Annotated in this window: 20 protein-coding genes; 7 read left to right on the forward strand and 13 right to left on the reverse strand. The window is 68.3% G+C overall.

Features of this window, described 5'->3' with window-relative positions; genetic code table 11:
* Positions 1 to 59: 59 nt before the first annotated feature.
* The 5 genes from AVKW3434_RS16805 to AVKW3434_RS16825 all read right to left on the reverse strand — a co-directional run bounded on the left by AVKW3434_RS16805 (position 60) and on the right by AVKW3434_RS16825 (position 5,524).
* Positions 60 to 2,213 (reverse strand): prolyl oligopeptidase family serine peptidase, encoded by a 2,154-nt coding sequence (locus tag AVKW3434_RS16805; protein ID WP_284406748.1) that lies wholly within the window; start codon positions 2,211 to 2,213, stop codon positions 60 to 62.
* A 127-nt stretch (positions 2,214 to 2,340) separates the two neighbouring features.
* A complete protein-coding gene (locus AVKW3434_RS16810; protein WP_284406749.1) occupies positions 2,341 to 3,927 on the reverse strand; it encodes a RimK family ATP-grasp domain-containing protein in 1,587 nt (528 codons plus the stop codon).
* Between the two features lies 1 nt (position 3,928).
* Entirely contained in the window at positions 3,929 to 5,074 is a 1,146-nt protein-coding gene (locus tag AVKW3434_RS16815; RefSeq protein WP_284406750.1) for a GNAT family N-acetyltransferase/peptidase C39 family protein, read from the reverse strand.
* On the reverse strand, positions 5,067 to 5,198 hold the full coding sequence (locus tag AVKW3434_RS16820; protein ID WP_272564113.1) for a hypothetical protein: 132 nt from the start codon (positions 5,196 to 5,198) through the stop codon (positions 5,067 to 5,069). Before AVKW3434_RS16820 ends, AVKW3434_RS16815 begins: the two co-directional genes overlap by 8 nt.
* A gap of 11 nt (positions 5,199 to 5,209) precedes the next feature.
* A complete protein-coding gene (locus AVKW3434_RS16825) occupies positions 5,210 to 5,524 on the reverse strand; it encodes a hypothetical protein (protein WP_284406751.1) in 315 nt (104 codons plus the stop codon).
* Between the two features lie 235 nt (positions 5,525 to 5,759).
* Between AVKW3434_RS16825 and nth the strand changes: the two genes are divergently transcribed.
* Positions 5,760 to 6,398: an endonuclease III gene (gene nth, locus AVKW3434_RS16830; protein ID WP_284406752.1), complete on the forward strand. Its 639-nt coding sequence runs from the start codon at positions 5,760 to 5,762 to the stop codon at positions 6,396 to 6,398.
* Between the two features lie 133 nt (positions 6,399 to 6,531).
* On the opposite strand, the gene AVKW3434_RS16835 is transcribed toward nth, so the two are convergent.
* Positions 6,532 to 7,614: a YcjF family protein gene (locus AVKW3434_RS16835; RefSeq protein WP_502869106.1), complete on the reverse strand. Its 1,083-nt coding sequence runs from the start codon at positions 7,612 to 7,614 to the stop codon at positions 6,532 to 6,534.
* A gap of 355 nt (positions 7,615 to 7,969) precedes the next feature.
* Here AVKW3434_RS16835 and AVKW3434_RS16840 point away from each other — a divergent pair, with 355 nt between their 5' ends.
* Together AVKW3434_RS16840 and AVKW3434_RS16845 are read left to right on the forward strand one after the other, a co-directional pair.
* The gene (locus tag AVKW3434_RS16840; protein ID WP_284406754.1) at positions 7,970 to 9,298 is read left to right on the forward strand and encodes an MFS family transporter; all 1,329 of its coding nucleotides are present in this window, start codon (positions 7,970 to 7,972) and stop codon (positions 9,296 to 9,298) included.
* 288 nt (positions 9,299 to 9,586) lie between these two features.
* Entirely contained in the window at positions 9,587 to 11,167 is a 1,581-nt protein-coding gene (locus AVKW3434_RS16845; RefSeq protein WP_284406755.1) for a tyrosinase family protein, read from the forward strand.
* A gap of 78 nt (positions 11,168 to 11,245) precedes the next feature.
* Here the strand turns inward: AVKW3434_RS16845 and AVKW3434_RS16850 are convergent, their stop codons facing one another.
* The 6 genes from AVKW3434_RS16850 to AVKW3434_RS16875 all read right to left on the reverse strand — a co-directional run bounded on the left by AVKW3434_RS16850 (position 11,246) and on the right by AVKW3434_RS16875 (position 17,323).
* A complete protein-coding gene (locus AVKW3434_RS16850; protein ID WP_284406756.1) occupies positions 11,246 to 12,013 on the reverse strand; it encodes an aspartate/glutamate racemase family protein in 768 nt (255 codons plus the stop codon).
* 31 nt (positions 12,014 to 12,044) lie between these two features.
* Positions 12,045 to 12,851, reverse strand: coding sequence for a GntR family transcriptional regulator (locus AVKW3434_RS16855; protein ID WP_502869107.1), 807 nt, complete (start codon positions 12,849 to 12,851; stop codon positions 12,045 to 12,047).
* Complete coding sequence (locus tag AVKW3434_RS16860; protein WP_272564119.1) at positions 12,848 to 13,747, reverse strand: ABC transporter permease; 900 nt, start codon at positions 13,745 to 13,747, stop codon at positions 12,848 to 12,850. The genes AVKW3434_RS16855 and AVKW3434_RS16860 overlap by 4 nt, the downstream gene beginning before the upstream one ends.
* Positions 13,748 to 13,839: 92 nt before the next feature.
* On the reverse strand, positions 13,840 to 14,754 hold the full coding sequence (locus AVKW3434_RS16865; protein WP_284406757.1) for an ABC transporter permease: 915 nt from the start codon (positions 14,752 to 14,754) through the stop codon (positions 13,840 to 13,842).
* Positions 14,755 to 14,840: 86 nt separating this feature from the next.
* Entirely contained in the window at positions 14,841 to 16,124 is a 1,284-nt protein-coding gene (locus tag AVKW3434_RS16870) for an ABC transporter substrate-binding protein (RefSeq protein WP_272564121.1), read from the reverse strand.
* A gap of 110 nt (positions 16,125 to 16,234) precedes the next feature.
* Positions 16,235 to 17,323: an ABC transporter ATP-binding protein gene (locus AVKW3434_RS16875; protein WP_284406758.1), complete on the reverse strand. Its 1,089-nt coding sequence runs from the start codon at positions 17,321 to 17,323 to the stop codon at positions 16,235 to 16,237.
* Between the two features lie 272 nt (positions 17,324 to 17,595).
* Here AVKW3434_RS16875 and AVKW3434_RS16880 point away from each other — a divergent pair, with 272 nt between their 5' ends.
* The 3 genes from AVKW3434_RS16880 to AVKW3434_RS16890 all read left to right on the forward strand — a co-directional run bounded on the left by AVKW3434_RS16880 (position 17,596) and on the right by AVKW3434_RS16890 (position 19,463).
* Positions 17,596 to 18,474 carry a DUF6402 family protein gene (locus AVKW3434_RS16880; protein ID WP_284406759.1) on the forward strand — a complete coding sequence of 293 codons (879 nt, stop codon included), beginning with the start codon at positions 17,596 to 17,598 and terminating at the stop codon, positions 18,472 to 18,474.
* A gap of 1 nt (position 18,475) precedes the next feature.
* Entirely contained in the window at positions 18,476 to 18,880 is a 405-nt protein-coding gene (locus AVKW3434_RS16885) for a hypothetical protein (RefSeq protein WP_284399309.1), read from the forward strand.
* 199 nt (positions 18,881 to 19,079) lie between these two features.
* Complete coding sequence (locus AVKW3434_RS16890; RefSeq protein ID WP_284406760.1) at positions 19,080 to 19,463, forward strand: hypothetical protein; 384 nt, start codon at positions 19,080 to 19,082, stop codon at positions 19,461 to 19,463.
* 56 nt (positions 19,464 to 19,519) lie between these two features.
* On the opposite strand, the gene AVKW3434_RS16895 is transcribed toward AVKW3434_RS16890, so the two are convergent.
* Positions 19,520 to 20,665 (reverse strand): alginate lyase family protein, encoded by a 1,146-nt coding sequence (locus tag AVKW3434_RS16895; RefSeq protein ID WP_284406761.1) that lies wholly within the window; start codon positions 20,663 to 20,665, stop codon positions 19,520 to 19,522.
* A gap of 416 nt (positions 20,666 to 21,081) precedes the next feature.
* On the opposite strand from AVKW3434_RS16895, the gene AVKW3434_RS16900 reads away from it, so the two are divergent.
* The gene (locus AVKW3434_RS16900; RefSeq protein WP_284406762.1) at positions 21,082 to 22,374 is read left to right on the forward strand and encodes a hypothetical protein; all 1,293 of its coding nucleotides are present in this window, start codon (positions 21,082 to 21,084) and stop codon (positions 22,372 to 22,374) included.
* Positions 22,375 to 22,391: the final 17 nt, after the last annotated feature.

The raw sequence follows: 22,391 nt of genomic DNA on the forward strand, positions 1-22,391 counted from the left end.
GCGGCGCGCCGCCCCGGCCCCGGTGGCGAAATGCTGCGCCGCTGCGGCCGACACGGCATTCAGCGGGCGGCGTTGGCCGCCGCAGGCCGCGGGCCCAGCTGCTGCCACAGGTAGGCGAACTCCAGCGCCAGCAGGTGGGCACGCTGCGCGTTGTCGGCCGCGCCGCCGTGGCCGCCCTCGGTGTTCTCGTAATACAGCAGGTCGTGCCCCTGCGCCAGCATGCGCGCGGCCATCTTGCGCGCGTGGCCGGGGTGCACCCGGTCGTCGCGTGTCGAGGTGGTGAACAGCACCCGGGGATAGCGCGCATCGGCCCGCACCTGGTGGTAGGGGCTGTAGCGCGCGATGAAGGCCCAGTCGGCCGGATCGTCCGGATCGCCGTACTCGGCCATCCACGACGCCCCTGCCAGCAGCGTGTGATAGCGCCGCATGTCCAGCAGCGGCACCTGGCACACCACCGCGTTGAACAGGTCGGGCCGCTGCACCATCACCGCGCCCACCAGCAGCCCGCCATTGCTGCCGCCCTGGATGCCCAGGTGCGCGGGCCGGGTGACGCCGCGCGCGATCAGGTCCTGTGCGATGGCGATCAGGTCGTCGTAGCTGCGCTGCTTGTGTTCGCGCACCGCCGCCTGGTGCCACGCCGGCCCGTACTCGCCGCCGCCGCGCAGGTTGGCCACCACCAGCACGCCGCCCTGCTCGCACCAGGCCCGGCCGTAGTCGGCGGCGTACCAGGGCGTGAGCGCATGCTCGAAGCCGCCGTAGCCGTAGATCAGCGTGGGGTTGCCGCCATCGGCCTGCGCGCCGCGCGGCCACAGCACGAAATACGGCACGCGCGTGCCGTCGGCCGAGGTGGCGAAGCACTGCTCGGTGCGCATGCCTTCGGCATCGAAGCGCGCCGGCCCGGCCTTGAGCAACTCGCGCTCGTCATGGGCGGTGCTGGCCAGGAACAGCGAGGCGGGCGTGGTGAAGTCGGTGTACGACAGCAGGTAATGCTCGGCCAGCGGGTCGTCGGCCAGCGGGTCGTCGGCCAGCAGCGGGTCGTGCAGGGCCGTCACGCCCAGTTGGCCGGGGAACGGCGTGTCCACCGCGCGGCCGACGAAGGGACCACCCTCGCCCCTGGGCCGGTGCCACAGCTCCAGCCGCTCGGCCACGTTGTCCATCACCTGCAGCAGCACGTGGTCGCGCGTGGTGTCGTAGCCGGCCAGCGAGCGCGTGGCCGTGGGAGTGAACAGCGCCGCGGCCCGGCGCTCGCCGCGCAGCCAGGCCGTCGCGTCGGCATGCAGCAGCGAGCCGGCGGCGAAGTGCGCCTCCCCCAGCACCAGGTCGCTGCGCAGCTCCAGGAGCAGCGTGCCGCGCACGAAGTCGGGAATGGCGTCGTCCGGCACGTCCAGCCGCACGGGGGCGGCATCCGGCGCTTCGGCAGGCCCCTCCGTCAGCCAGACCTCGTGGCGGTAGAAGTCGATCATGCGGGTGAACACGGTGCGCTCGAAGCCCGGCGTGCGGTCCACGCCCACCCCCACGCCCACGTCCGACGCCTCGCCCTCGAACACCGTGACCGCGCTGGCCAGCGGCGTGCCACGCCGCCAGCGCTTGACGATGCGGGGGTAGCCCGATTCGGTCAGGGAGCCCTCGCCGAAATCGGTGCTCACGTAGACCGTTTCGGCGTCGATCCAGGTCACGTCCGACTTGGCCTCGGGCAGAGCGAAGCCCCCTTCGACGAACTGCCGCGACACCAGGTCGAACTCGCGGATCACCGTGGCATCGGCTCCGCCGCGCGAGAGCGACACCAGGGCGTGGCGGTACTCCGGGCCCAGCACCTCGGCCCCGCCCCAGACCCAGTTCTCGTCCTCGGCCAGGGCGAGGGCATCCAGGTCGAGCACCGTTTCCCACGCGGGTTCGGGCGCGCGGTACCCGGCCAGCGTGGTGCGCCGCCACAGCCCGCGGCGGTGGTGCCCGTCCTGCCACAGGTTGTAGAGCCAGTCGCCACGCCGCACCACGCTGGGAATGCGGTCCTTGGCGTCCATGATGTCCAGCAGCTGCTCGCGCGTGGGGGCATATTCGGGCCGGGCCGTCAGCACCGCCTCGGAATGCACATTGCGCTCGCGCACCCAGGCCAGGGCGCGTTCGCTGTCCACCGCTTCGAGCCACTGGTGGGGGTCTTCATCCTGCGCGGGATCGTGGGCGAGCGTTGCGATGGGCGGCGTGGATTCGGGCATGGGTTCCTTGAGGGATGGCGTTCCGGGCCGGCACGGCCGGTCTTCGGGGATTTTCGCCGCCCCGGCTTGCCCTGTGCCGGACCGGGGCTTGGCCGGAGTTTTGCGAGGCAGCAGGCCCTGCCGCTTTCTACCGCGCGGGCACGGCCGCACCGGTGCCGGCGGGCTCGGACCGCCACGCCGGCCCCTGGCAGGCGGCCGGGTTCCGCTGCGACGGCCCGCTGCAGAGGGGCGCAGCGCCCTCCCGGTTCAGCCGCCAGTCCATGCGCGCGAGCAGATGGCCCAGCAGCGTGCGGTACAGCGCATCGCCCACCAGCGCATCCTCCACGCCGGCGTCCAGGTTGGGGTTGTCGTTGATCTCGATCACATGGGCACCGGCCGCATTGCACTTGAGGTCCACGCCGTAGAAACCGTTGCCGACCAGCCGCGCCGCGCGCGTGGCAGCCTGCAGCACCGGCGGCGGCACGGCATCCAGGGACACGGCCTGCGTGCGGCCCTCCACGTACCCGCCGTCTTCGCCGTGCTGCAGGATCTGCCAGTGGCCGTCGCACATGTAGTACTTCGCGGCGAACAGGGGCTCCCCGCCCACCAGGCCGATGCGCCAGTCGAAGTCGGTGTACATGAACTCCTGCAGCAGGATGATCCCGGACTCGCGGAGCATTTCGCGCGCAATGGCGTGCAGCGCCTCGGCGTTCTCGGCCTTCTTCACGCTGCGGCTGAACGAGCCGTCCGGCACCTTCACCACCACCGGGTAGGCCAGGCCCCGCGGCAGATCGCCCAGCGTGCGGCGGCTCACGAGGTGCGTGCGCGGCGTGGCGATGCCGTGGCCCTTGAGCAGCTCGGCCAGGTACGCCTTGTTGGTGCATCGCAGGATGGACACCGGATCGTCGATCACCGGCATGCCCTCGGCCGCGGCTTTCTTGGCGAACTGGAAGGTGTGGTGGTTGACCGCCGTGGTCTCGCGGATGAAGAGCGCATCGAACTGGGTCAGGCGCGAGAAATCCTTCTTCTCGATCAGTTCGACCGCGATGCCCATGCCGTGGCCCACGTCCACGATCTTCTGCAGCGTGCGGCGGCTGGACGGCGGCAGCGGGTCGTTGGGGTCGTGCAGGATGGCCAGGTCCATGCGCGGCGCGGCCACCGGCGCGGCAGGCCGCCAGTGGCGGCGCGTGAAATGCGCCAGGGCCTCGTCGAACAGGCCGTCGCGGTGGGCGTCCACATCGCGCGGATCCAGCGATTGCAGCGCGGCGACGTGCCAGCCGGGCGATGGCTCGCGCCGCTGCAGGTGCAACCGCAGCAGCGGGCAGCGGAACAGCTCGAAGCCCTTGCGTGCGAGGGCGGTCAACTCCGCATCCTCGGTGCGGCCGAAGAACACGTCCAGGGTGAGCGAGCTGACGGACTGCGGCACGCTGTCCAGCGGACCGATCAGGCGGTCCAGCGCGGCCAGCGAGGCCGCCTGCTGCTTGCCGCGCTGCAGGGCCACGATGGTCTCGACGCTGGGCGTGACCCGGTCGCCCCGCGCTTCGGCCAGCAACGAGCAGTAGTAGCCCATGCCCAGGTAGCTGTAGTTGCGGCACAGGTTGGTGACCTTGCGCGCACGCGCTCGGGGGCGCGGCTCCTCGGCGATGAACGCCTCCGCGGTGACGATGCGCACCCCGGGGTCGCTCCAGCGGAAATCCGAGCGTCTTTCCACCACGATCACATGTTCTGAAGTCACTTCAAGGCTTTCTGGACAGGATGACGGCCGCTGTCCGGCGGCGGCGCCCGTAGCGGGCCATCTTCTTGAATTCGGACAGGCTCACCGACACGCCGCCATCGCCCTCGCCCGAACGGGCCATGGGGTCCAGCACCCGGAAGACCGTGCCGTCGAAGCCGGTGATGACGACCCAGTGCGGTGCCTTTTCGCGGTGCAGGCGCCACAGGCTGATGAGCACGATGGGCACATGCCCGTGGCGCAACTGCTCGATCACGCCCTCGGGCGAGACGGGCAGCGCGAACACCGGCGCGCCATGCGCGACCAGTTCGGCGCGGAAATCGTCCTCCACGCGCTGGATCACCCGCTTCTTGTGGGGCTCGCGCACGCTGTCCATGAAGAGCGACGAGCCCGCGGCGGCGTACACTGCCACACCGAAACCACGGCGCAGGGCGGCGCAGGCCAGGCCGAACGGGCCGCAGCCGCCGTGGCCCGCGGCCATGAACACCGTGGTCGCCTCGCGCCACAGGCGGATCTCGGCAGCCTGGTCCAGCACGGTGTCCGGCGCCAGGGCCGACATGGCGATCAGCAGCGCGCAAGGGCCGCAGGTGAAGTCGAGCGTCTGTCCGTAGTGCCGTGCCCCTGGCAGCATCAGCCGGTCCCGGCGGTGGCCGTCGAACACGTCCTTCTCGAAGCGGATCGCATCCGCGCCGTCCGCGTAGTAGCCGGGCGCGCGGCCCACCGCCACGAACCCGAAGCGCTGGAACAACCGGTGGGCGGCCAGATTCTCGGCCCGGCTCTCCAGACGCAGCAGGGCGCAGCCCCAATGGCGCGCGCAGTCCAGCGCCTCCGCCAGGAACGCACTGGCGATGCCACCCTGGCGCGCCTGGGGCGCCACCGCGATGGAATACAGCCGCGCCACCGAAGTGCCCCGGCGGCGCAGGACCACGCAGGCGCCCAGCAGCGCGCCGCCGCCCGGGGCCGCGCCCGCCGCCGGCCGCGCCACCATCACGCGGGCCGAACGGCTGCGCAGCAGGCGCCGCCAGCTCGGCAGCGAGATGCGGTCTCCCAGGAACGAGGCGCGCTCGATCGCCTCCAGCGCACGGGCATCGGCAGGCAAGCCGGCATCGATCGCCCGCCCGGGCGTGGCACGGGGCCGGGCCTTATTCATGATCGCGCCCGCTGTCCGGGCGCGGGGCCGGGCGCTCCATCCAGTACAGCAGGCACCAGGCGCCGCCGAGCGGCAAGAAGACCACGAGCAGGGCCAGAAAGAGGTGCAGGGCAACGTCGTGCATCGAACAGGTTCTCAGTGCATCCAGTGGGTGGGCCGGGCGATGCGGCCGAATTCCGCGCAGGGCATGCCGGCCGTCAGCAGGCGCAGGCACGCGGCCAGTTCGCCGCGGCGCACGTTCATCTCGATGCGGATGCAGTGCCGGGCCGCATCCACGTCGATGCGGTAGCCCTGCAAGCGCGGGCCCAGGATGCGGTGCAGCGAGCGGCGCCCTTCCAGCACGTCGGTGTGAAAGAGGCGCAGCGGCAGCACGACGATGTCGCTGTCGGCCGGCGGCCGGGCCTCCAGGGCCACGCGGTGAAGGGTCGGAAAAGCGCAGGAATGCGGCATGGGGCGAGTCGCCGCCACGGGGCCGGAAGGGTGCCGGCGGGCGGTGGCGGGCTGCGGGTGGAACATGGCCCCAGTCTAGGAACGCCGGCATAAAAACGCCGTTAAAAATGCGCCGGCGCCCGTCAATTCCCCGTCAACCCGCCCGGGCGGCGGCCCGCCGCCGGGCCGGCAGGCGCCCGGGCGGCCGGCTGCGGGACAATGCGGCTCCCCGCGTGCCCACAACGACATTCCCACCATGAAGACCGCGCAGATCGAACCCTTCTTCGCCGCCCTGAAGGCCGCCAACCCCATGCCCAACACGGAGCTGGAATACACCACGGTGTTCGAGCTGCTGGCCGCGGTGCTGCTCTCGGCCCAGGCCACCGACGTGGGCGTGAACAAGGCCACGCGCAAGCTCTTTCCAGTGGCAGGCACGCCGCAGGCCATCCTCGACCTCGGGCTGGAAGGGCTGGAGGGCTACATCAAGACCATCGGGCTGTACCGCAGCAAGGCACGGCACCTGATAGCCACCTGCCGCATCCTGGTGGAGCAGCACGGCGGCGTGGTGCCCCGCACCCGCGAGGCGCTGGAGGCCCTGCCCGGCGTGGGCCGCAAGACGGCCAACGTGGTGCTGAACGTGGCGTTCGGCCAGCCCACCATGGCGGTGGACACGCACATCTTCCGCGTCAGCAACCGCACGGGCCTCGCGCCCGGCAAGAACCCGCTGGCGGTGGAGCTGCAGCTCATGAAGCGTGTTCCTGCGGCCTACGCGGTGGACTCGCACCACTGGCTGATCCTGCTGGGCCGCTACGTGTGCCAGGCGCGCAAGCCGCGCTGCTGGGAATGCGTGGTGGCGCCGTACTGCGACTACCAGCCCAAGACCCCGCCGCCGTGACAGGACGGCTGGGCATTAAAAGTGCCTCCAGCACAATTGATACTAGGGCATATTGCTATATTTTTAATAGCAAACCACCCTTGGCGCCCGGGGTGGCGGATTCACCCCGCGGCCGGCACCGCGCGCCGCCGGATCAGGCGCGCAGCTCGCGCAGCAGCTTGCCCACATCGAGGCCCTGCGCACGTTGCTGGATCTGCGGCGCGTAGCGCTGCTGCAGGTTGCGCGCCTCGTCCACCGTGCGCGAGAAGGACGTTTTGAGCGCGTCCTTGCCCAGCGTGCGGCCCCCGGCGTAGTAGCGCTGCGCCACCTTGCCCAGCGCGTACGTGGTGGCGAACGAGAACGCCGAGCCCGTGGCTGCGCTGCCCACCGCGCGGCCCATGCCGCCCATCACCTTGCCCAGCAGCCCGCCCACCAGCTTGCGGCCGAACTGCTCCACGTACTGCGAGGTGAGGCCCACGCCCACCGTGGCGAGAAAGTCGGTGATGTGGCCCTTGTCCAGCTCGTAGCCGTACAGCTTGCCGATGCGGTAGACCAGCCGCGTCTGCAGCGGAATGATCGCCATGGAAGCCAGCGACTGCGGCAGCAGCTCCAGCGCCCCGTTCAGGATGGAGGCATTCAGCACCATGGAGTCGATCTCGGCCGCATGGGGATCGACGGCCGGCGCAGGTGCGCCGACCGGCACCGGCGCTGGCACCGGTGCCAGCGCCTGGCCCGGGGCGGAGACGGCCGCGGTGCCCGCCGCCACCGCCGCAGCGGCACCCGCCCCCGCCACGGCGATCGCGGCAGGCTCGGCCCAAACCTGCGATGCGCCTTGCGAATCAACGGGCGCATCGCGCAGCGGCGCAGCCGCCAGCGCATCGGCCTCGCGCACCACGGCGGCGGCTTCGTCCGGCGCCATCTGCAGGGCCGTGCCCAGGCGTTGCAGAAAGGCCTTTTCCTGGGCATTGCACACGCCGTCGGCATCGCACACGCCCACGGCCATTTCGTAGGCCAGCTGGCGCAGCGCCGGCGTGTCCAGCGCCTGGGCCGCGTCCTTGATGCGCACGCGCTGCAGCAGCACGTCCTGGTAGAGCTTCATCAGGTCCAGGCCGGTGCCGGCGCTGAGGGACTCGGCCAGCTGGCGCAGGTGTTCGCGCTCGCGCTCGTCCTTGTGTTCGTCGGCAAAGGCCGCCATCAGGCTGATGGCCATCACGGCGCGGGTGTGTTCGGGTTGCATGGATCGGTATTCCTCGGGTGGCAAAAACGAAAAGGCATCAAAGGGGAGAGGCGGTCGGCCGGCGCCGCGTGCACGGGCCGCCGGCCTCCAACAGGCTGGCGGGCCGGCGCGGTGCCGATCCGGGTTCCCGCTGCGCTGTATGCGTTGGTTTTGCAGAGGAAGGAAAGCGCAGCCGCCGCAATGGCAGAGCGATCCCCGGGCTGCATCTAGGAGCGAAAGCGCGGTTTTCAATAGGCTGGTGGCGCGATGCCGGATTTGGCTGACAGCCAGGACTTCGTCGTCCCGACGACAATGCGGCCTGCCACAACAACACACCCTGCATGCCGCGCATGCGGACCAGAAAGGCCCGTCTTCCATGACTGCATCCGTCCCCACCGCGGCCGACGCCGACGCGCCCGCGCCCCGCGCCTACACCGCCGAGGAGAAGCGCCACCGCGTCTTCTCCATCATGGCGGCCTCGTCGGGCAACCTCGTCGAGTGGTTCGACTTCTACGTGTATGCCTTCTCGGCGCTGTACTTCGCGCCGGCCTTCTTCCCCAAATCGGATCCCACCGCCCAGTTGCTGAACACCGCCGGCGTGTTCGCCGCGGGCTTTCTCATGCGGCCCATCGGCGGGTGGCTGTTCGGGCGCATCGCGGACAAGTACGGGCGCAAGACCTCGATGCTGATTTCGGTCACCATGATGTGCGCGGGCTCCCTCGTCATCGCCGGCCTGCCCACCTATGCCGCCATCGGCGCCTGGGCGCCCTTCCTGCTGCTGATGTGCCGCCTGTTCCAGGGGCTTTCGGTGGGCGGCGAATATGGCACCACCGCCACCTACATGAGCGAGGTGGCGCTGCGCGGCCAGCGCGGCTTCTTCTCCTCGTTCCAGTACGTGACGCTGATCGGCGGGCAGCTGCTGGCGGTGCTGGTCATCGTGATCCTGGAGACGCTGCTGAGCGAGGCCGAGTTGAAGGCCTGGGGCTGGCGCATTCCGTTCGTGATCGGCGCCATCTCGGCCGTGGTCGCGCTGCTGCTGCGCCGCACCCTGCACGAGACGCAGACCGACGCCGCCAAGCAGAACAAGGAAGCCGGCACCATGGGCGGGCTGTTCCGCCACCACAAGGCGGCCTTCTTCACCGTGCTGGGCTACACGGCCGGCGGCTCGCTGATCTTCTACACGTTCACCACCTACATGCAGAAATACCTGGTGAACACGGTGGGCCTGCCCATCAAGACCACCAGCTACGTGATGACGTGCGCGCTGTTCGTGTACATGTGCATGCAGCCGCTGTTCGGGGCGCTGTCGGACCGCATCGGCCGGCGCAACAACATGCTGCTGTTCGGCGCGCTGGGCGCGCTGTGCACGGTGCCCATCCTCACGGCGCTGCAGCACACGACCAGCCCCTACGTGGCCTTCGTGCTGATCGCGCTGGCCCTGGCCATCGTGAGCTTCTACACCTCCATCAGCGGCATCGTGAAGGCCGAGATGTTCCCGCCCGAGGTGCGCGCACTGGGCGTCGGCCTGGCCTACGCGGTGGCCAACGCGATCTTCGGCGGCTCGGCCGAGTACGTCGCGCTGGGGCTCAAATCCATCGGCCATGAGACGGTGTTCTTCTGGTACGTGACCGGCATGATGGTGCTGGCGTTCGTGGTCAGCCTGCGCCTGCCGCGCCAGGCGAGCTATCTGCACCACGACCATTGACGGGGCCGGCCCCCGCACCGCCCCGCGCCCTGCCGCCGAGTGCCTGGGCCACCGAATTCAGAACTTTTAAGGTGCCGGCCAGTGGCCTCGCCAGCGGCGGCACCCGGTGCGCTGCAGCGCAAAAAATCCAGGTGCGACAATGAGTTGGCGCCGCCATCGGGCCGCGCCAGCCCACCGCGCAGCCCTTCGCCCGGGCCTTCGCGGGCCGCCCTCCCCCGCGTACATTGATCGCCGTGGCACGGGCCCTGACCCGCGCCACGGCAAAAAATCAATTCGGAGGACCGCGGCATGAGCCATTCCCATACTTCCCGCAGGCAAGCCCTGCAGCACCTGGCCAGCCTGACCGCCGGCTTTTCGTTGTGGAGCCTGCAGCACAGTGCCGCCTGGGCGCAGAACCCGGCCGACAACCCGCAGAACTGCGCCCCGCCCCCGCCGCCCGGCCCGGCGACGCCCTTCCAGGGCGGCAAGATCGCCGTCAAGCCACGCAAGAGCGCCTTCGCCCTGACCGACGCCGAGATCGCCAGCCTCACCAAGGGCTGGCAAGGGCTGCGCGACATCACCGCCCAGAACCCCAACAGCCCCACCGGCTGGCTGCGCCAGAGCTACGTGCACTGCTGGGCCTGCGGCGGCGGCACCGACGGCCAGCAGGGCGAGGAAATCCATTCGAGCTGGTGGTTCCCGCCATGGCACCGCGCCTACCTGTTCTTCCTGGAGCGCGCCCTGGTCAAGGCCTCGGGCGACCCCGACCTGCGCCTGCCGTACTGGGACTGGAGCACCCAGAGCCCCTCGACCCAGACCTTCCCGCAGATCTACGCCAGCGCCGGCAGCGCCCTGTACGACCCGCTGCGCAACCCCGCCAACGTGAAGCCGGGGGCCCGGATCCCTGCCGCCTTCGTGGGCCCGAAGGCCATGTCCATCGTGCTGAATTCGCCCACCTATGCCTTGTTCGGCGGGGTCAACACGGCCATCGGCGGCGGCAGCCCCGGCGCGCTGGAGACCATTCCCCACAACCACGTGCACGTGTGGACGGGCACCGATGGCAGCCAGGCGCCCAACTACGGCTCCGACATGGGCGTGCTCTCCACGGCAGCCCGCGACCCGGTCTTCTTTGCCCACCATTCCAATGTGGACCGCATGTGGAGCAGCTGGGTGGCCGTCGACCCCTCGCACACCAACCCGCCGGATGCGGACTGGAACGGCCACGCCTGGAACTTCTACGACGAAAACGGCGTGTGGACTTCCATGAAGGTCAGCGACGTCGTCAACTCCGAAAACCTGGGCTACGTGTACGACTCCCTGGCCACGCCCCCGAAGCCCCTGCGCAGCGCCGTGCGGACAGCAGGCGCCAGCCAGCCGGCACCGGCCGAGAACGCGGCCCTGGCGCATCCCTCGCAGCCGCTGGTGGTGCTGGCCGCGCCGCAAAAGCGCAACCTGGGCACCGCGCCCGTCACGCACAAGGCCGCGCTGCCGGAGGGCTTTCGCAAGCCGCTCGCCGCGCTGGCGGCCAACCAGTCGTCGCGGCTGTACCTGCTGCACATCGACGACGTGACCACCCCGCCCGACCGCAGCGTGAGCGCCAAGGTGTACGTGAACCTGCCCAACGCCAACGCCAGCACCACCACCGAGTCGCCCAACTTCGTGGGAATGATCTCCAGCGTGGCCAAGACCACGCCCGCGAACACGGCGGGGCATGCGGCGCACCACCAGGCCGGTATCCGCTATTCGTTCGTGATCGACGAGGAGACGGCCCGCCTGATCGCGCGGGACAAGGCCGTCACCGTCACGCTGGTGCCGGTGGACAGCAACGGCGCGACGCCGCGCCGGTCACAGCTGAACTACGGCCGGATCACGCTCACGCCGCTGTCTTGAAGAACCGGCCCTGAAGGCCAGGCTCCGGCCCGACGCGCGGCATGCTGGCTGCGCAGCGGGCCGGGGCCTGCGCTTTTTTCAGGCCGCTGCGGCTCCGTCAGGTGGGCGCGTTGCCAGCCCCAGCGCCGCCAGCTCGGGCGACACCCGCTCCCAGGCCACGTCGCACCGGGGCTGCGTGCGCTCGCTCGGCAACGCGGGCGTGCGCAGCGCCCATTGCGCGCCGGCCACCACGCTGTCGATCACCGGCACGCCCACCTCGGGCTGGATCGCGCCGGCCATGCCGGCCAGGCCCGCGCCCCCGAGGATGACGGCCTGCACGCCCATCTGCCGCACCACGTCGCGGCAGGCCTGGGCGAGCAGCGCCCGCGCCGCCGCAGGGTCCGCGGCCAGTTGCGCGCCGGTGGGTGCCACCGTGTGGATGCCCGCCAGCATGGGCGCATGCCCCAGTGCTTGAGCCAAGCGCTGCAGCATCGGGCCCCAGCGCTCGCCGCCGGTGACGATGCCGAAGCGCCCTTGCCGCGCCGCCGTGATGAAAGAGGCCTCGGCCAGCCCGGTCACCGGCACCGGACTGCTCTCGCGCAGCGCCATCAGGCCCGGATCTCCGAAACAGCCGACCAGCACCGCATCGGGCGCGCTGCCGCCGTCCGCCAGCGCCGCGGCCCAGGCGTCCAGCGCGGCGTGCGAGGCCACCGCGTAGCTGGCCTCGCAGGCGATGTAGGGCGCGCCGAACCGGGCCGTGGCCGTGCGCACCTGCACGTGCGATCCGGCGGCGGCCTGCACATGGCGCTGCAGCAAGGCGCTCACGCTGGCCGAGGTGTTGGGGTTGATGACGAGCAGTTGGCGCATGCGTTGCCTTGTTGTCCGGGTGCGCGGCGCGTCAGGCCGCGCGGCCCGCGCCCAGCAGTTGCACCAGGTCCGGCGCCGCGTCCTGCGGGGGCGTGAATTCGAGCTGCGATTCGATGCGCGCCAGGTGGTCCAGCATGCGCCGCGCGGCCTCGCCCGCATCGCGCAGGCGGATCGCGTCGATCAGCGCGCGGTGCTCGCGGCAGCCGCAGGCCGTGGCCTCTTCGTGGGCCTGCACATGGCTGGGGCTGTAGGTCATGAGGATGAGCGATGTGCGCGACACCAGCTCGCGCAGGATGCGCCCCAGCGTCTGGTGGCCAGCTGCCTGCGCGATGTGCAGGTGAAAGTCCCCCGACAGCCGGATCGCCCGGCGCATGTCGCCCGCCTGGCGCGAGGCCTCCTCGTCGGCCACGCTCTGCACCAGCCAGGCCACGTCCTGCGCGGTGGCCGTCTCCACGAAGAGCGACACCAGGCGCGGCTCGATCAGGCGGCGCGCCTCGAACACCTCGCGCGCCTCCTGCACCGTGGGCTGGGCGATGGAGGCGCCACGGCGCGGCGTGAGGGTGACCACCTGCTCGCCCGCCAGGCGCACCAGCACCGGCCGCACGCGGGTGCGCGACACGCCGAAGGCCATGGCCAGCTTGTCTTCCACCAGCTTGGTGCCGGGCGGCAGGCGATGGTCCAGGATGGCCGAGACCATGCGCTCGTACATGTCGTTGTCGCTCAGCAGGCCGTCGTCGGCATCGGTCGCGGGCAGCGCCGCGGTGCGCGGGGACGCGGCCCTGCGGCGCGGCGCGGCCGCCGCACGGGGGGCGCGGCCGGCGGGTGCGGGAGGCTTCATCGGGCGGCCCCCGCGCGGCGACCGCGCCCGAGCAGCCACACCAGCGCCAGGGTGAGCCCCATCACCACGAAAGAAACCACCGTGGTCAGCGTGCCCAGCGCGTAGATCGACGGCGTGGTCACGGTCGATGTCAGCCCCTGCAGTTCCAGCGGCAGCGTGTTCACGTCGCCGATGGCCTGCGAGGTGCGGGCGATCTCGTCCCAGCTCAGCGTGAAGCCGAACATGCCGATGCCCACCACCGACGGCGCCACCAGCGGCAGCACCACGTGCGCGAAGCCCTGCCACGGCGTGGCGCCCAGGTCCCGCGCCGCCTCTTCGTAGGCCGGGTTGAAGCGGTTGAACACCGCGAACATGATGAGCAGGCCGAACGGCAGCGTCCACGTGAGGTGCGCGCCCAGGGCCGAGGTGAACAGGCCCAGAGAGGTGCCGAAGCCCTCCAGCGTCTCCTGCAGGCCCAGCCAGCCCAGCACCGCCTTGATGGCGGTATCGATCAGTCGGAACTCCAGCCCGATGCCCAGCGACACGATGATGGACGGCATGATGAGGCTGGCCACCACCACGAAGAACAGCGTGTTGCCGCCTGCCAGCCGCTTGCGAAAGGCCAGGCCCGCCAGTACTGACAGCACCACGGTGCACGCCATCACGGCCAGACCGAGGGCGAGCGAACGCCGCAGCGCCGCGCCGATGTCCACCACGCCCAGCCCCTCGGCCAGTTGGCGGAACCAGTGCAGCGACAGGCCGCGCATCGGAAAGGTCAGCCCGCCTTCGGGGCCCTGGAAGCTCAGCACGAAGATGACCAGCATGGGCCCGTACATGAACAGCACGAACAGAACGAACACCATCGCCAGCAGCCAGAAGCTGAGCGGGCGCGGCTCGCGCAGGCGGGTTTTGTTCATGGAAGGGGCCTCCATGCCATGGGAAAGACGAAGGGGGCGGTGCCTGCGCGGGGCACCGCGGAAAAGGATGTGCGTGCGTGAACGGCCATGGCTCAAAGCTCCTTGCGGATGTCCACCAGCCGCGTGAGGCCGTAGCTGATCATCAGCACGACGGCCAGCAGGATCACGGCGTTGGCCGCCGCCAGCGGAAACTGCAGGTACGAGGTCTGCACCTGGATGATCTTGCCCACCGAGGCGATCTGCTGCCCGCCCATCACGCCGATGGTGACGAAGTCGCCCATGACGATGGTGATGACGAAGATCGAGCCGATGATGATCCCGGTGCGCGACAGGGGCACGATCACGTTCCACAGCGTCTGCCAGCCCGAGGCGCCGGAGTCGCTCGCGGCCTCCAGCAGGCTGCGGTCGATGCGCATCATGCTGTTGAAGATGGGCACGATCATGAACATGGTGTACAGGTGCACGAAGGCCAGCACCACGGAAAAATCGGAGAACAGCAGCCACTCGATCGGGGTCTGGATCAGGTGCAGGTCGATCAGCGTCTGGTTCACCAGCCCATTGCGCCCCAGCAGCGGCACCCACGAGATCATGCGGATCACGTTGGAGGTCCAGAACGGGATGGTGCACAGCACGAACAGCAGCGTCTGCATGCCGGGCGAAAGCACGTGGAAGGCCAGGAAGTACGCCACCGCGAAGCCCAGCACCAGCGTGATGCCCCACACCAGCAGGCTGAACTTGAGGGTGGACAGGTAGGTGCGCAGCGTGGTGCACAGGTCGGCCGTGTTGCCGCAGCCCTCGAACACCGACAGGTAGTTCTTGAAGGTGAAGCCGGGCAGCAGCTCGTATTCGTTGAAGTCCCAGAAGCTCACCATCAGGATGAGCCCGAGCGGGACGAGAAAGAACAGCACGAACACCGCGGTGAACGGCGCAGCCTGCCACCAGGCCGCGATGCCGCGGCCGGGCGCGGCGGCCACGGCGGCGGTATGGGAGGTCGAAGGAGGGCTCATGGTGCGGTGGAACGTGCTGAAAGGGACGACGAAAGGAGCATGCCAATCGAAGACGCCGGGCGGCAGGCGCCGCCCGGTTTCATCGGTCAGGCCGCGACGAATTCATTCCATTTCTGGACCATGTAGTTGTTCTCGTCCATCAGCGCGTTCCAGCAGGCGATACCGCCCATGCGCGACTCGTAGCTGCCGCCGTCGCGCACGCTGCCGGCCTTGGCCAGCAGGTCGCCATTGGGGCTCTTGATGTCCTGCGCGGCGGGCTTGCCTTCCATCCAGTAGGCCCACTCGTAGGCTTCCATCTTGGCCTTGGCGGTCTCCAGCACGGCGCTGTAGTAGCCCTGGCGGTTCAGGTACGCGCCGGCCCAGCCGTCGAGGAACCAGTTGATGAACTCGTACGCGCCGTCCAGCTTCTTGCCCGACAGCGTGGCCGGCAGCCCGAAGCCCGCCGCCCAGGCGCGGTAGCCCTCCTTGAGCGGCTGGAAGTTGCAGGCGATGCCCTTGGTGCGCACCGCCGTCACCGCCGGGCTCCACATGGACTGGATCACCACCTCGCCCGAGGCCATCAGGTTGACCGACTCGTTGAAGTCCTTCCACAGCGCGCGGAACTGGCCGGCGCGCTTGGCTTCGATCAGGGTCTTGATCGTGAGGTCGATCTCCTTCTTGGTCATGTTGCCCTTGTCGGGGTACTTGTACAGGCCCATGGCCTCGACCACCATCGCCGCATCCATGATGCCGATGGAAGGAATGTTCAGGATGGCCGTCTTGCCCTTGAACTCGGGGTTCAGCAGCTCGGCCCAGGAATCGATGGGGCGCTTGATCAGGTCGGGGCGGATGCCCAGCGTGTCGGCGTTGTACACGGTGGGAATCAGGCTCATGAACTGCGTTGGGCTCTTGGCGAACACCTTGCTCTTTTCGCCTTCGAGGTAGATCACCTTCTTGGGCGCGGTGCCCTGCTCGCCCACCGCCTTGCCGCCCACCATGCCGGTGGTGAACAGCGGGGTGATCTTGTCGGCATTCTTGATGCGCTTGGTGTCGATGCCCTTCAGGTTGCCCGTGGGCACGATCTTCTTGAGCGAGAAATACTCGGTGTCGATCAGGTCGAAGCTGTTGGGCGCGGTGACAGCGCGCTTGGTCACGTCGTCCGTGGTCACGGCCACGTACTGGATCTCGATGCCCGTGTCGGCCTTGAATTTTTCAGCGATGGCCTTGTCCTGGTTCACCGCCGTGCCCAGGTAGCGCAGCACGATCTTCTCCTGCGCATGGATGGCCGGGAACATGCCGGCGGCCAGGATGCCGGCCGTGCCCTTGAGCAGCGAGCGGCGCTGCACGGCGGACGACGGGGCAGCGAGGGATTCGGAAGACGCATCGGACATGGAAAGCTCCTAGGTTGAACGAAGGGACAGGGGGAAAAAGGAAATCTTTGCCGGCCAGCGGAGGCCGCAGCCGCGGCGCCCGGTGCGTTGCGGCTGCCGGCTGCAGCGCCTCAGGCCGGCACCGCGACGGGGGCGACTGCCGAGGCCGGTGTGGACGGCGCCTGCAGCGGATGCGCGCGCTCAGGCCGCCAGTGCAGGCGCACCGCATCGCCCACCTGGTAAGGCCGGGCGGCATAGGCGTCTTCCGACACCATCACGGAATACGCGGCGGTGGTGCTGGACGACACCACGGCACCTTCGTCCTGCAGGCCCAGCAGCACGTAGGTGCCCTGGTACTCCACATCGGTCACCACCGCGCCGATGTGGCTCGACCCGACCGGCAGCGCCTCGCCCACCGCGGCGATCTGCAGGTGGTCGGTGCGCACGCCCACCGGGCCGGACGGTGTGGCGATCACGTTGTGCCCGCCCATGAAGCGCGCCACGAATTCGCTCGCGGGCCGGTTGTAGACCGTGTGCGGCGAGCCCACCTGCTCGATGCGGCCATGGTTCATCACCACCATCGTGTCGGCCAGGGCCATGGCCTCTTCCTGCGAATGGGTCACGTGGATGAAGGTCAGCCCCAGCTCCTTTTGCCAGCGCCGCAGCTCGGCGCGCATCTGGATGCGCAGGAACGGGTCGAGCGCGGACAACGGCTCGTCCAGCAGCAGCACGCGCGGCTCGGTGATGAGGGCGCGCGCCAGCGCCACGCGCTGCTGCTGCCCACCCGACAGCTCCGCCGGCTTGCGGTCGGCTAGGTGCCCCATCGCCACGCGCTCCAGCAGCGCCCGCGCGCGCGCCTGCCGCTCGGCCTTGCCCACGCCCTTCATCTTGAGACTGAAGGCCACGTTGTCCAGCGTGGACAGGTGGGGAAACAGCGCGAAGCTCTGGAACATCATCGCCGTGCCCCGCTCGGCCGCCGGCAGATCGGTGATGTTGCGGTTTTCCAGCAGCACATCGCCACTGGTCACCGACTCGTGCCCCGCGATCATGCGCAGCGTGGTGCTCTTGCCGCAGCCCGAAGGCCCCAGCAGGCAGCAGTAGCTGCCGCTGGCAATGCGCAGATCGATGCCATCGACGGCAGGCTTGCCCTGCGCATAGCGCTTGGTCAGCGCAACGATTTCGATGGCGGCGGGGGCCGGAGGGTGGGAGGTGGCGTCCATGCCGGGGCAATACGCAAACCCCATGCCAGCCTGGAATACGGTTTTTGCACCGTTTTGTATACAAAACGACACGGCCAGGAAGATCGATGCACCGCTGTGGCGAATGAGGGCACCTTGGGCAATATTTGTTTTATTGTTACGTGATTAATATGCAAATAAAGTAAGAGTGCGTTGCAAAGAGACCAGGGTTGCGGGGGAGCTTTTAAGATGCGCCGCGCGGTCGTTTGTATGGGAATGGCCGCAATGCCTTGCATCGATAAAAGGGAGGATTCATGACAAAAGATTTCAACGATGCCGCGCTTGCTGCGGCCCGGCTGGTGGCGAAGCCCATCAGCCTCGCTTCGAATTACCCAGCCGCTGGTTGCTTCAAGAACATTCAGCTGACCGATCTTCCTGCGGCCATGGAGAAGAACGGATTTCGCGTGGGCGCTGCCCTGATGCGTAAATGGTTCACGGGTGCGCCGTTCGCCATGCCGAGTGCCTGGAAAACAGGTGTAGGGGTAGACCACAGGTCTTTGACCGCGCAGCACATCGATACGTCGATCATCAGCATGCCTTGGGCGTTGCGTTTCGGAAGAACGCAGGAAACATATTTGGAACTCAAAAATGCCATTTCCGGTAACGGCTCAGAAAGAAGCCTGGCCTTTTCACAAAAGGAACTCTTCAACAACCTCCGAAAAGCGGGAAAGCTGGGAACGCATGCCACCCCGTTCGGCATCAGTCCTTTCGTGGTCGATGTGCACGAGACGGCCCATGTCAATGCCCGCTCTGTATCAGCGAACGGACTCGAAAAACTGACAGGCCCGATTGATGACATGTATTGCGCATTGGGCGCTTTCACATTGCATGTCGCAGCAGAAGGCGTTGTGACGCCATTAGAAAACGCCGTAGCGCGCGCGCACCGCGTAGACATTCACAGCCTGGTTTTTTATATAAGAGACTGCTACGACTTCTCAGGCGAACAGATCCTTGGCAACTGGAACGCCAGTGAAGTGCGCAAGGTGCCTTCCTCAAATCTCTACATGGTGGAAAACGCCAGTTTCCGCGAATGGCGCTCACACCATCAAAAGGGTGGTGACTTCATTGTTTTCTCCGATCTTTATCGTGAAAGACTAAAGACCCCTTTGACTTGGCATTGCAAGGTGACTTGAGATGGCGATCCCCTTATCACCCCCCTCGCAAACTGCGCAGCGCAAAGCATTTTGGCGCAGATGGCAATGGTGGGCTGGGCTGATTTTTTGGCTCATCGCCTTGCTATCGCTCGCAGTCTGGCTGGTGTTTAACACCCCCATTCTTTTCGTACTGGCCAATTCCAGTTATTTCGGAAAGGCAGAGTTTTCCCACGCATCGCACTGTAAAAACACCAGCTATCGCCTGGATATTTACCTATACAAAAATGGGGATGGCTACGCTCAACTGGTGGACGGCTCAGGCCGCGCGCACGGCAGATCGCTTTTTTCAGATGGGACTGACCTGAGCCCGATCTGGTCAGACGATTGCAAGCAGGTAAGCATCAACACGGACAAAGATCCTGCTTTGTTGAGCGTACGGCCATGAAGCCGACTCAGCACCCAAATGTTCCGGTTCACGATGAATCCGTTCTCGCAAGAAGCAGCCATCGGTAATTCCTATCGGGCACATGGTTGCCACCGATTCAATGTCGGCTCCAGTCGATAACGCACCAATTTAAAAGTGCGTCCTCGACTGGCACATCCATCGGCTCGTATTCACTGAGCCCGCCTGCGACCCAACACCCATGAAATCCCACACCTCGTCACTCTCCACCCACCGCGCGGCCTTCCGCCAGCCCCGCTTTTGGCAGACCTGGCCGCGATGGGCGTTGCTGCTTCTTGCGGGCATGCCGCTGGCCCTGTTGGCCGGCTCCCTGCTCTCCTCCCGCGCTTTCAACACCGCAGAACTCATGCACACCGATGTGTGCGGCGGGAGTGACTACAGCCTGGAGTTCTACGATTACAGCGACGGCGCGGGCTACGTGAAACTGGTGGACCAGGCCGGGCGGTCGTATGGGCGCGCCGAGCATTCGGACGCCGACGCGCTTCGCCCGGTGTGGGCCGACGATTGCCTGTCGGTCACGGTCAGCACGGACCGGCGCCGCGTGCGGCTGGAGGTCAAGCCCTGAACGGCCCCTGGCCTGCGTGACCCACCGCGTTCATGCAGGGTATTCAGGCGCCCCACTCACCCTCCCTGGGTGCGTGCGGCAGGCAGCCGGCTGAACGCCAGGCGCCAGTTCGGGCGACCTCCGCTGAGCCGCTCTGCCAGGGCAGCGCACTCGGGGTCGTAGGCAGCGGCCAGGAACAGCAGCGGCAGTGCGTCGCGCGGCTCGTACAGGCTGCCGACCACATGGCCCCGCTCGCCGTTGTCCGATCGCGCCTTGTCGAATCGCACGTCGCTGCCCACGAATTCGGCATGCGTCTTCTCACCCCTCAGGTACGGCATCAGCCACGCCACGCTGTGGGCGATGGAGGCGCCGTTCGCCGCCTTCCAGTGGTAGAAATCCTCGCCCTGCTCCGCGAAGGCCAGCGCCAGCGTAACCAGCGGGCGCAGGTCGTACACGTGGTAGGACAGCGCATCGCGCTCCTGGAAATCGACGCTTTCGCCGCTGGCAAGCAGGTTGTCGTTGATCTGCGCACGCAGGCCGTCCCGGGCGTAGGCGATCAGCCGTGCGTCGCCGAGTGCGAAGCCGATGAGGCCGACGATCTTCAGGCGATGGCTGTGCCAGTTGTTGGTGGCGGTTTTCTTCTTCATCTCCCGCGACCCCATCTCGGCTTCGGCGATGCGGCGCATCCAGCCATCGACCGATTCGCGTGTGGAAGCGCCCAGGTCGGCCCGCACCAGCCGATAACCGAAGATGGCGGGCTCCAGGCCGGTTTCATCGATGGGTTGGCCGGTCGGGCGGTTGACCTGTGCCCAGCGCAGCAGGTAGTCGCCCGCCTTCGCCGCATGGCGCGGGTCGTGGTCGAGCCGGTAAGTGATGGCCAGCGCCTGGATCTTGTCCATGTCCTGCAGACCCGCTTCGGTCTGGGCCTTGAGCGGATCGCCCCGCAGCCGGCCGCCAGTGGTCAGCACGGCCACGGGCCGGGGCTCGCTCTTCATCGCGTCTTCGGCGATGCGCCGCTGGGCGGCCATGGCAGTGCGCCATGCGGGGACGGTGGCCGATTGTTCTCGCGCCTGATCCCATTGCCGGGGGGTGGGCCAAAGCGTCTGCGCCTGCGCCAGGCAAGCGCCAGACAGCGCTACCCAGGCCAGAGCCGCCAGGACGGCCTTGCGCCCGCTGCGGGGAGAAGGCACCGCGTACCGCACTTTCCATAGAACCATTGACATTGATCTTCCCTGGTGGATGGCGCTGCACTGCACTGCGCAACCGGCGGACTGCCGTGCAGAACGCACCCGGTGAATTGAGGAAGCCACCACCGGCGCGATGGCCCAGAAAGCCGGAGGACAGGGCAGTCGCCAAGCGAATCCGGTGCACCGGCAACGGCACCGAACCATGATGGCGTGCGGCCGCATCGCCCGTGCTTCCAACGGTTTCAGCCTGGGGCGCACCCATTCATCGGCATCCGCGCACACACGCCTCGCACGCGCATTCCGCCTGGAAGCATGTCCCTATCGAGATTGAAACACCTATTTACATAAACACTGGCGAAAGATAGTCTGGCGCCGATTTCTACTGCCTCGGGCCGCACATGGGCACATGGTCGCCCCTTCGGCCCCACCGCCATCACCCAGGAAAACGACCTGTGAACCACTCCAGAACCATCCGCCTCTCCCTGCTGAATGCCGCCCTCGCTGCCGCTTGCCTGGTCCATGCCCCCCTGGCCCAGGCCGCAGACGTACGGATCACCGTGCCCTCGGCAGGCGGCTTCGTGGTGCGCAGCGCCAATGGGACGCAAGAGGGACTGCGCGTGCAGGATGGCGGCGGCGTCTTCCTGCCCACCCTCTCCACACGGACGCCCGTGGCCACGGTGCTGTGCTTTGAAACCACCACGGGCGCGCTGGGGCCCTGTGCAGCAGGCGTGGCCGCAGGCCCGGCCGGCGCGACAGGCGCGACAGGCGCCACAGGCGCCACAGGCGCCACAGGCACCGCAGGCCCGACCGGCGCTACAGGGGCGACCGGTGCCGCAGGCGCCACAGGGGCCACCGGCGCCGCAGGCTCCACGGGTGCCACAGGCGCCACGGGTGCCATCGGCACGGCGGGTGCCACCGGTGCCACAGGACCTGCGGGCACCGCCGGCGTTGCCGGCGCCACGGGAGCGACCGGTGCCGCAGGGCCGACAGGCGCCGCCGGTGCGACGGGAGCGACCGGGTCGACAGGTGCCACGGGCGAGGGGTATGCCAACGGCACGGCCGGCGGGCAGATCACCGTGACGTCATCGTCCGCGCCTTTCAGCCCGCAGGCGCCCGTCACGCTGACGGGAGACGCGAGCCTGAGCAGTGCCGGCGCGCTCACCATCGCGGACGGCGCCATCACCGGCAACAAGATCGCCAACCTCACCGTGGCCAACTCCAACATTGCCGTGAATGCCATCACCACCAGCAAGGTGGCGAATGGCACCGTCACCACCAGCAAGATGGCCGACCAGGCGATTTCCACGCTCAAGCTGCTGGACTCGGCGGTGACCAACGTCAAGCTGGCCGACGACGCGGTGAGCGTGTCCAAATTGCAGGGGGGTGCCTCCGCCGCAGCCCGAACCTACCTGCGCTCGGACGGCGTTTGGGTGCAGCCCGGACAACTCGTACAGGGCGGCACCCTGACATCGGGCTCCACCGTGCCCAGCACCCCGACCGGAGGGGTGTACTACGCGGCCCAGGGCGGCAGCACGCTGAACCTGCCCCCCGCGAACGTGGCGGGGCAGACGCTCACCATCATCACCCTCGATCCACAGAACGGCACATCGGTCATCCTGCAGGCCTCGGGCGCGGACACCATCGTGAATGCGAGCTTCAGCGGCAACGGCATCGGCAGCACCTTGCAGGGCGCCTTCAAATACTTCCTGCTGAGCGACGGCAACGGGCGGTGGTTCGTGAACTGAAGCGTTCCGGCCGCAAG

Source organism: Acidovorax sp. SUPP3434, assembly GCF_030159015.1.
Classification (GTDB): Bacteria; Pseudomonadota; Gammaproteobacteria; order Burkholderiales; family Burkholderiaceae_C; genus Paracidovorax.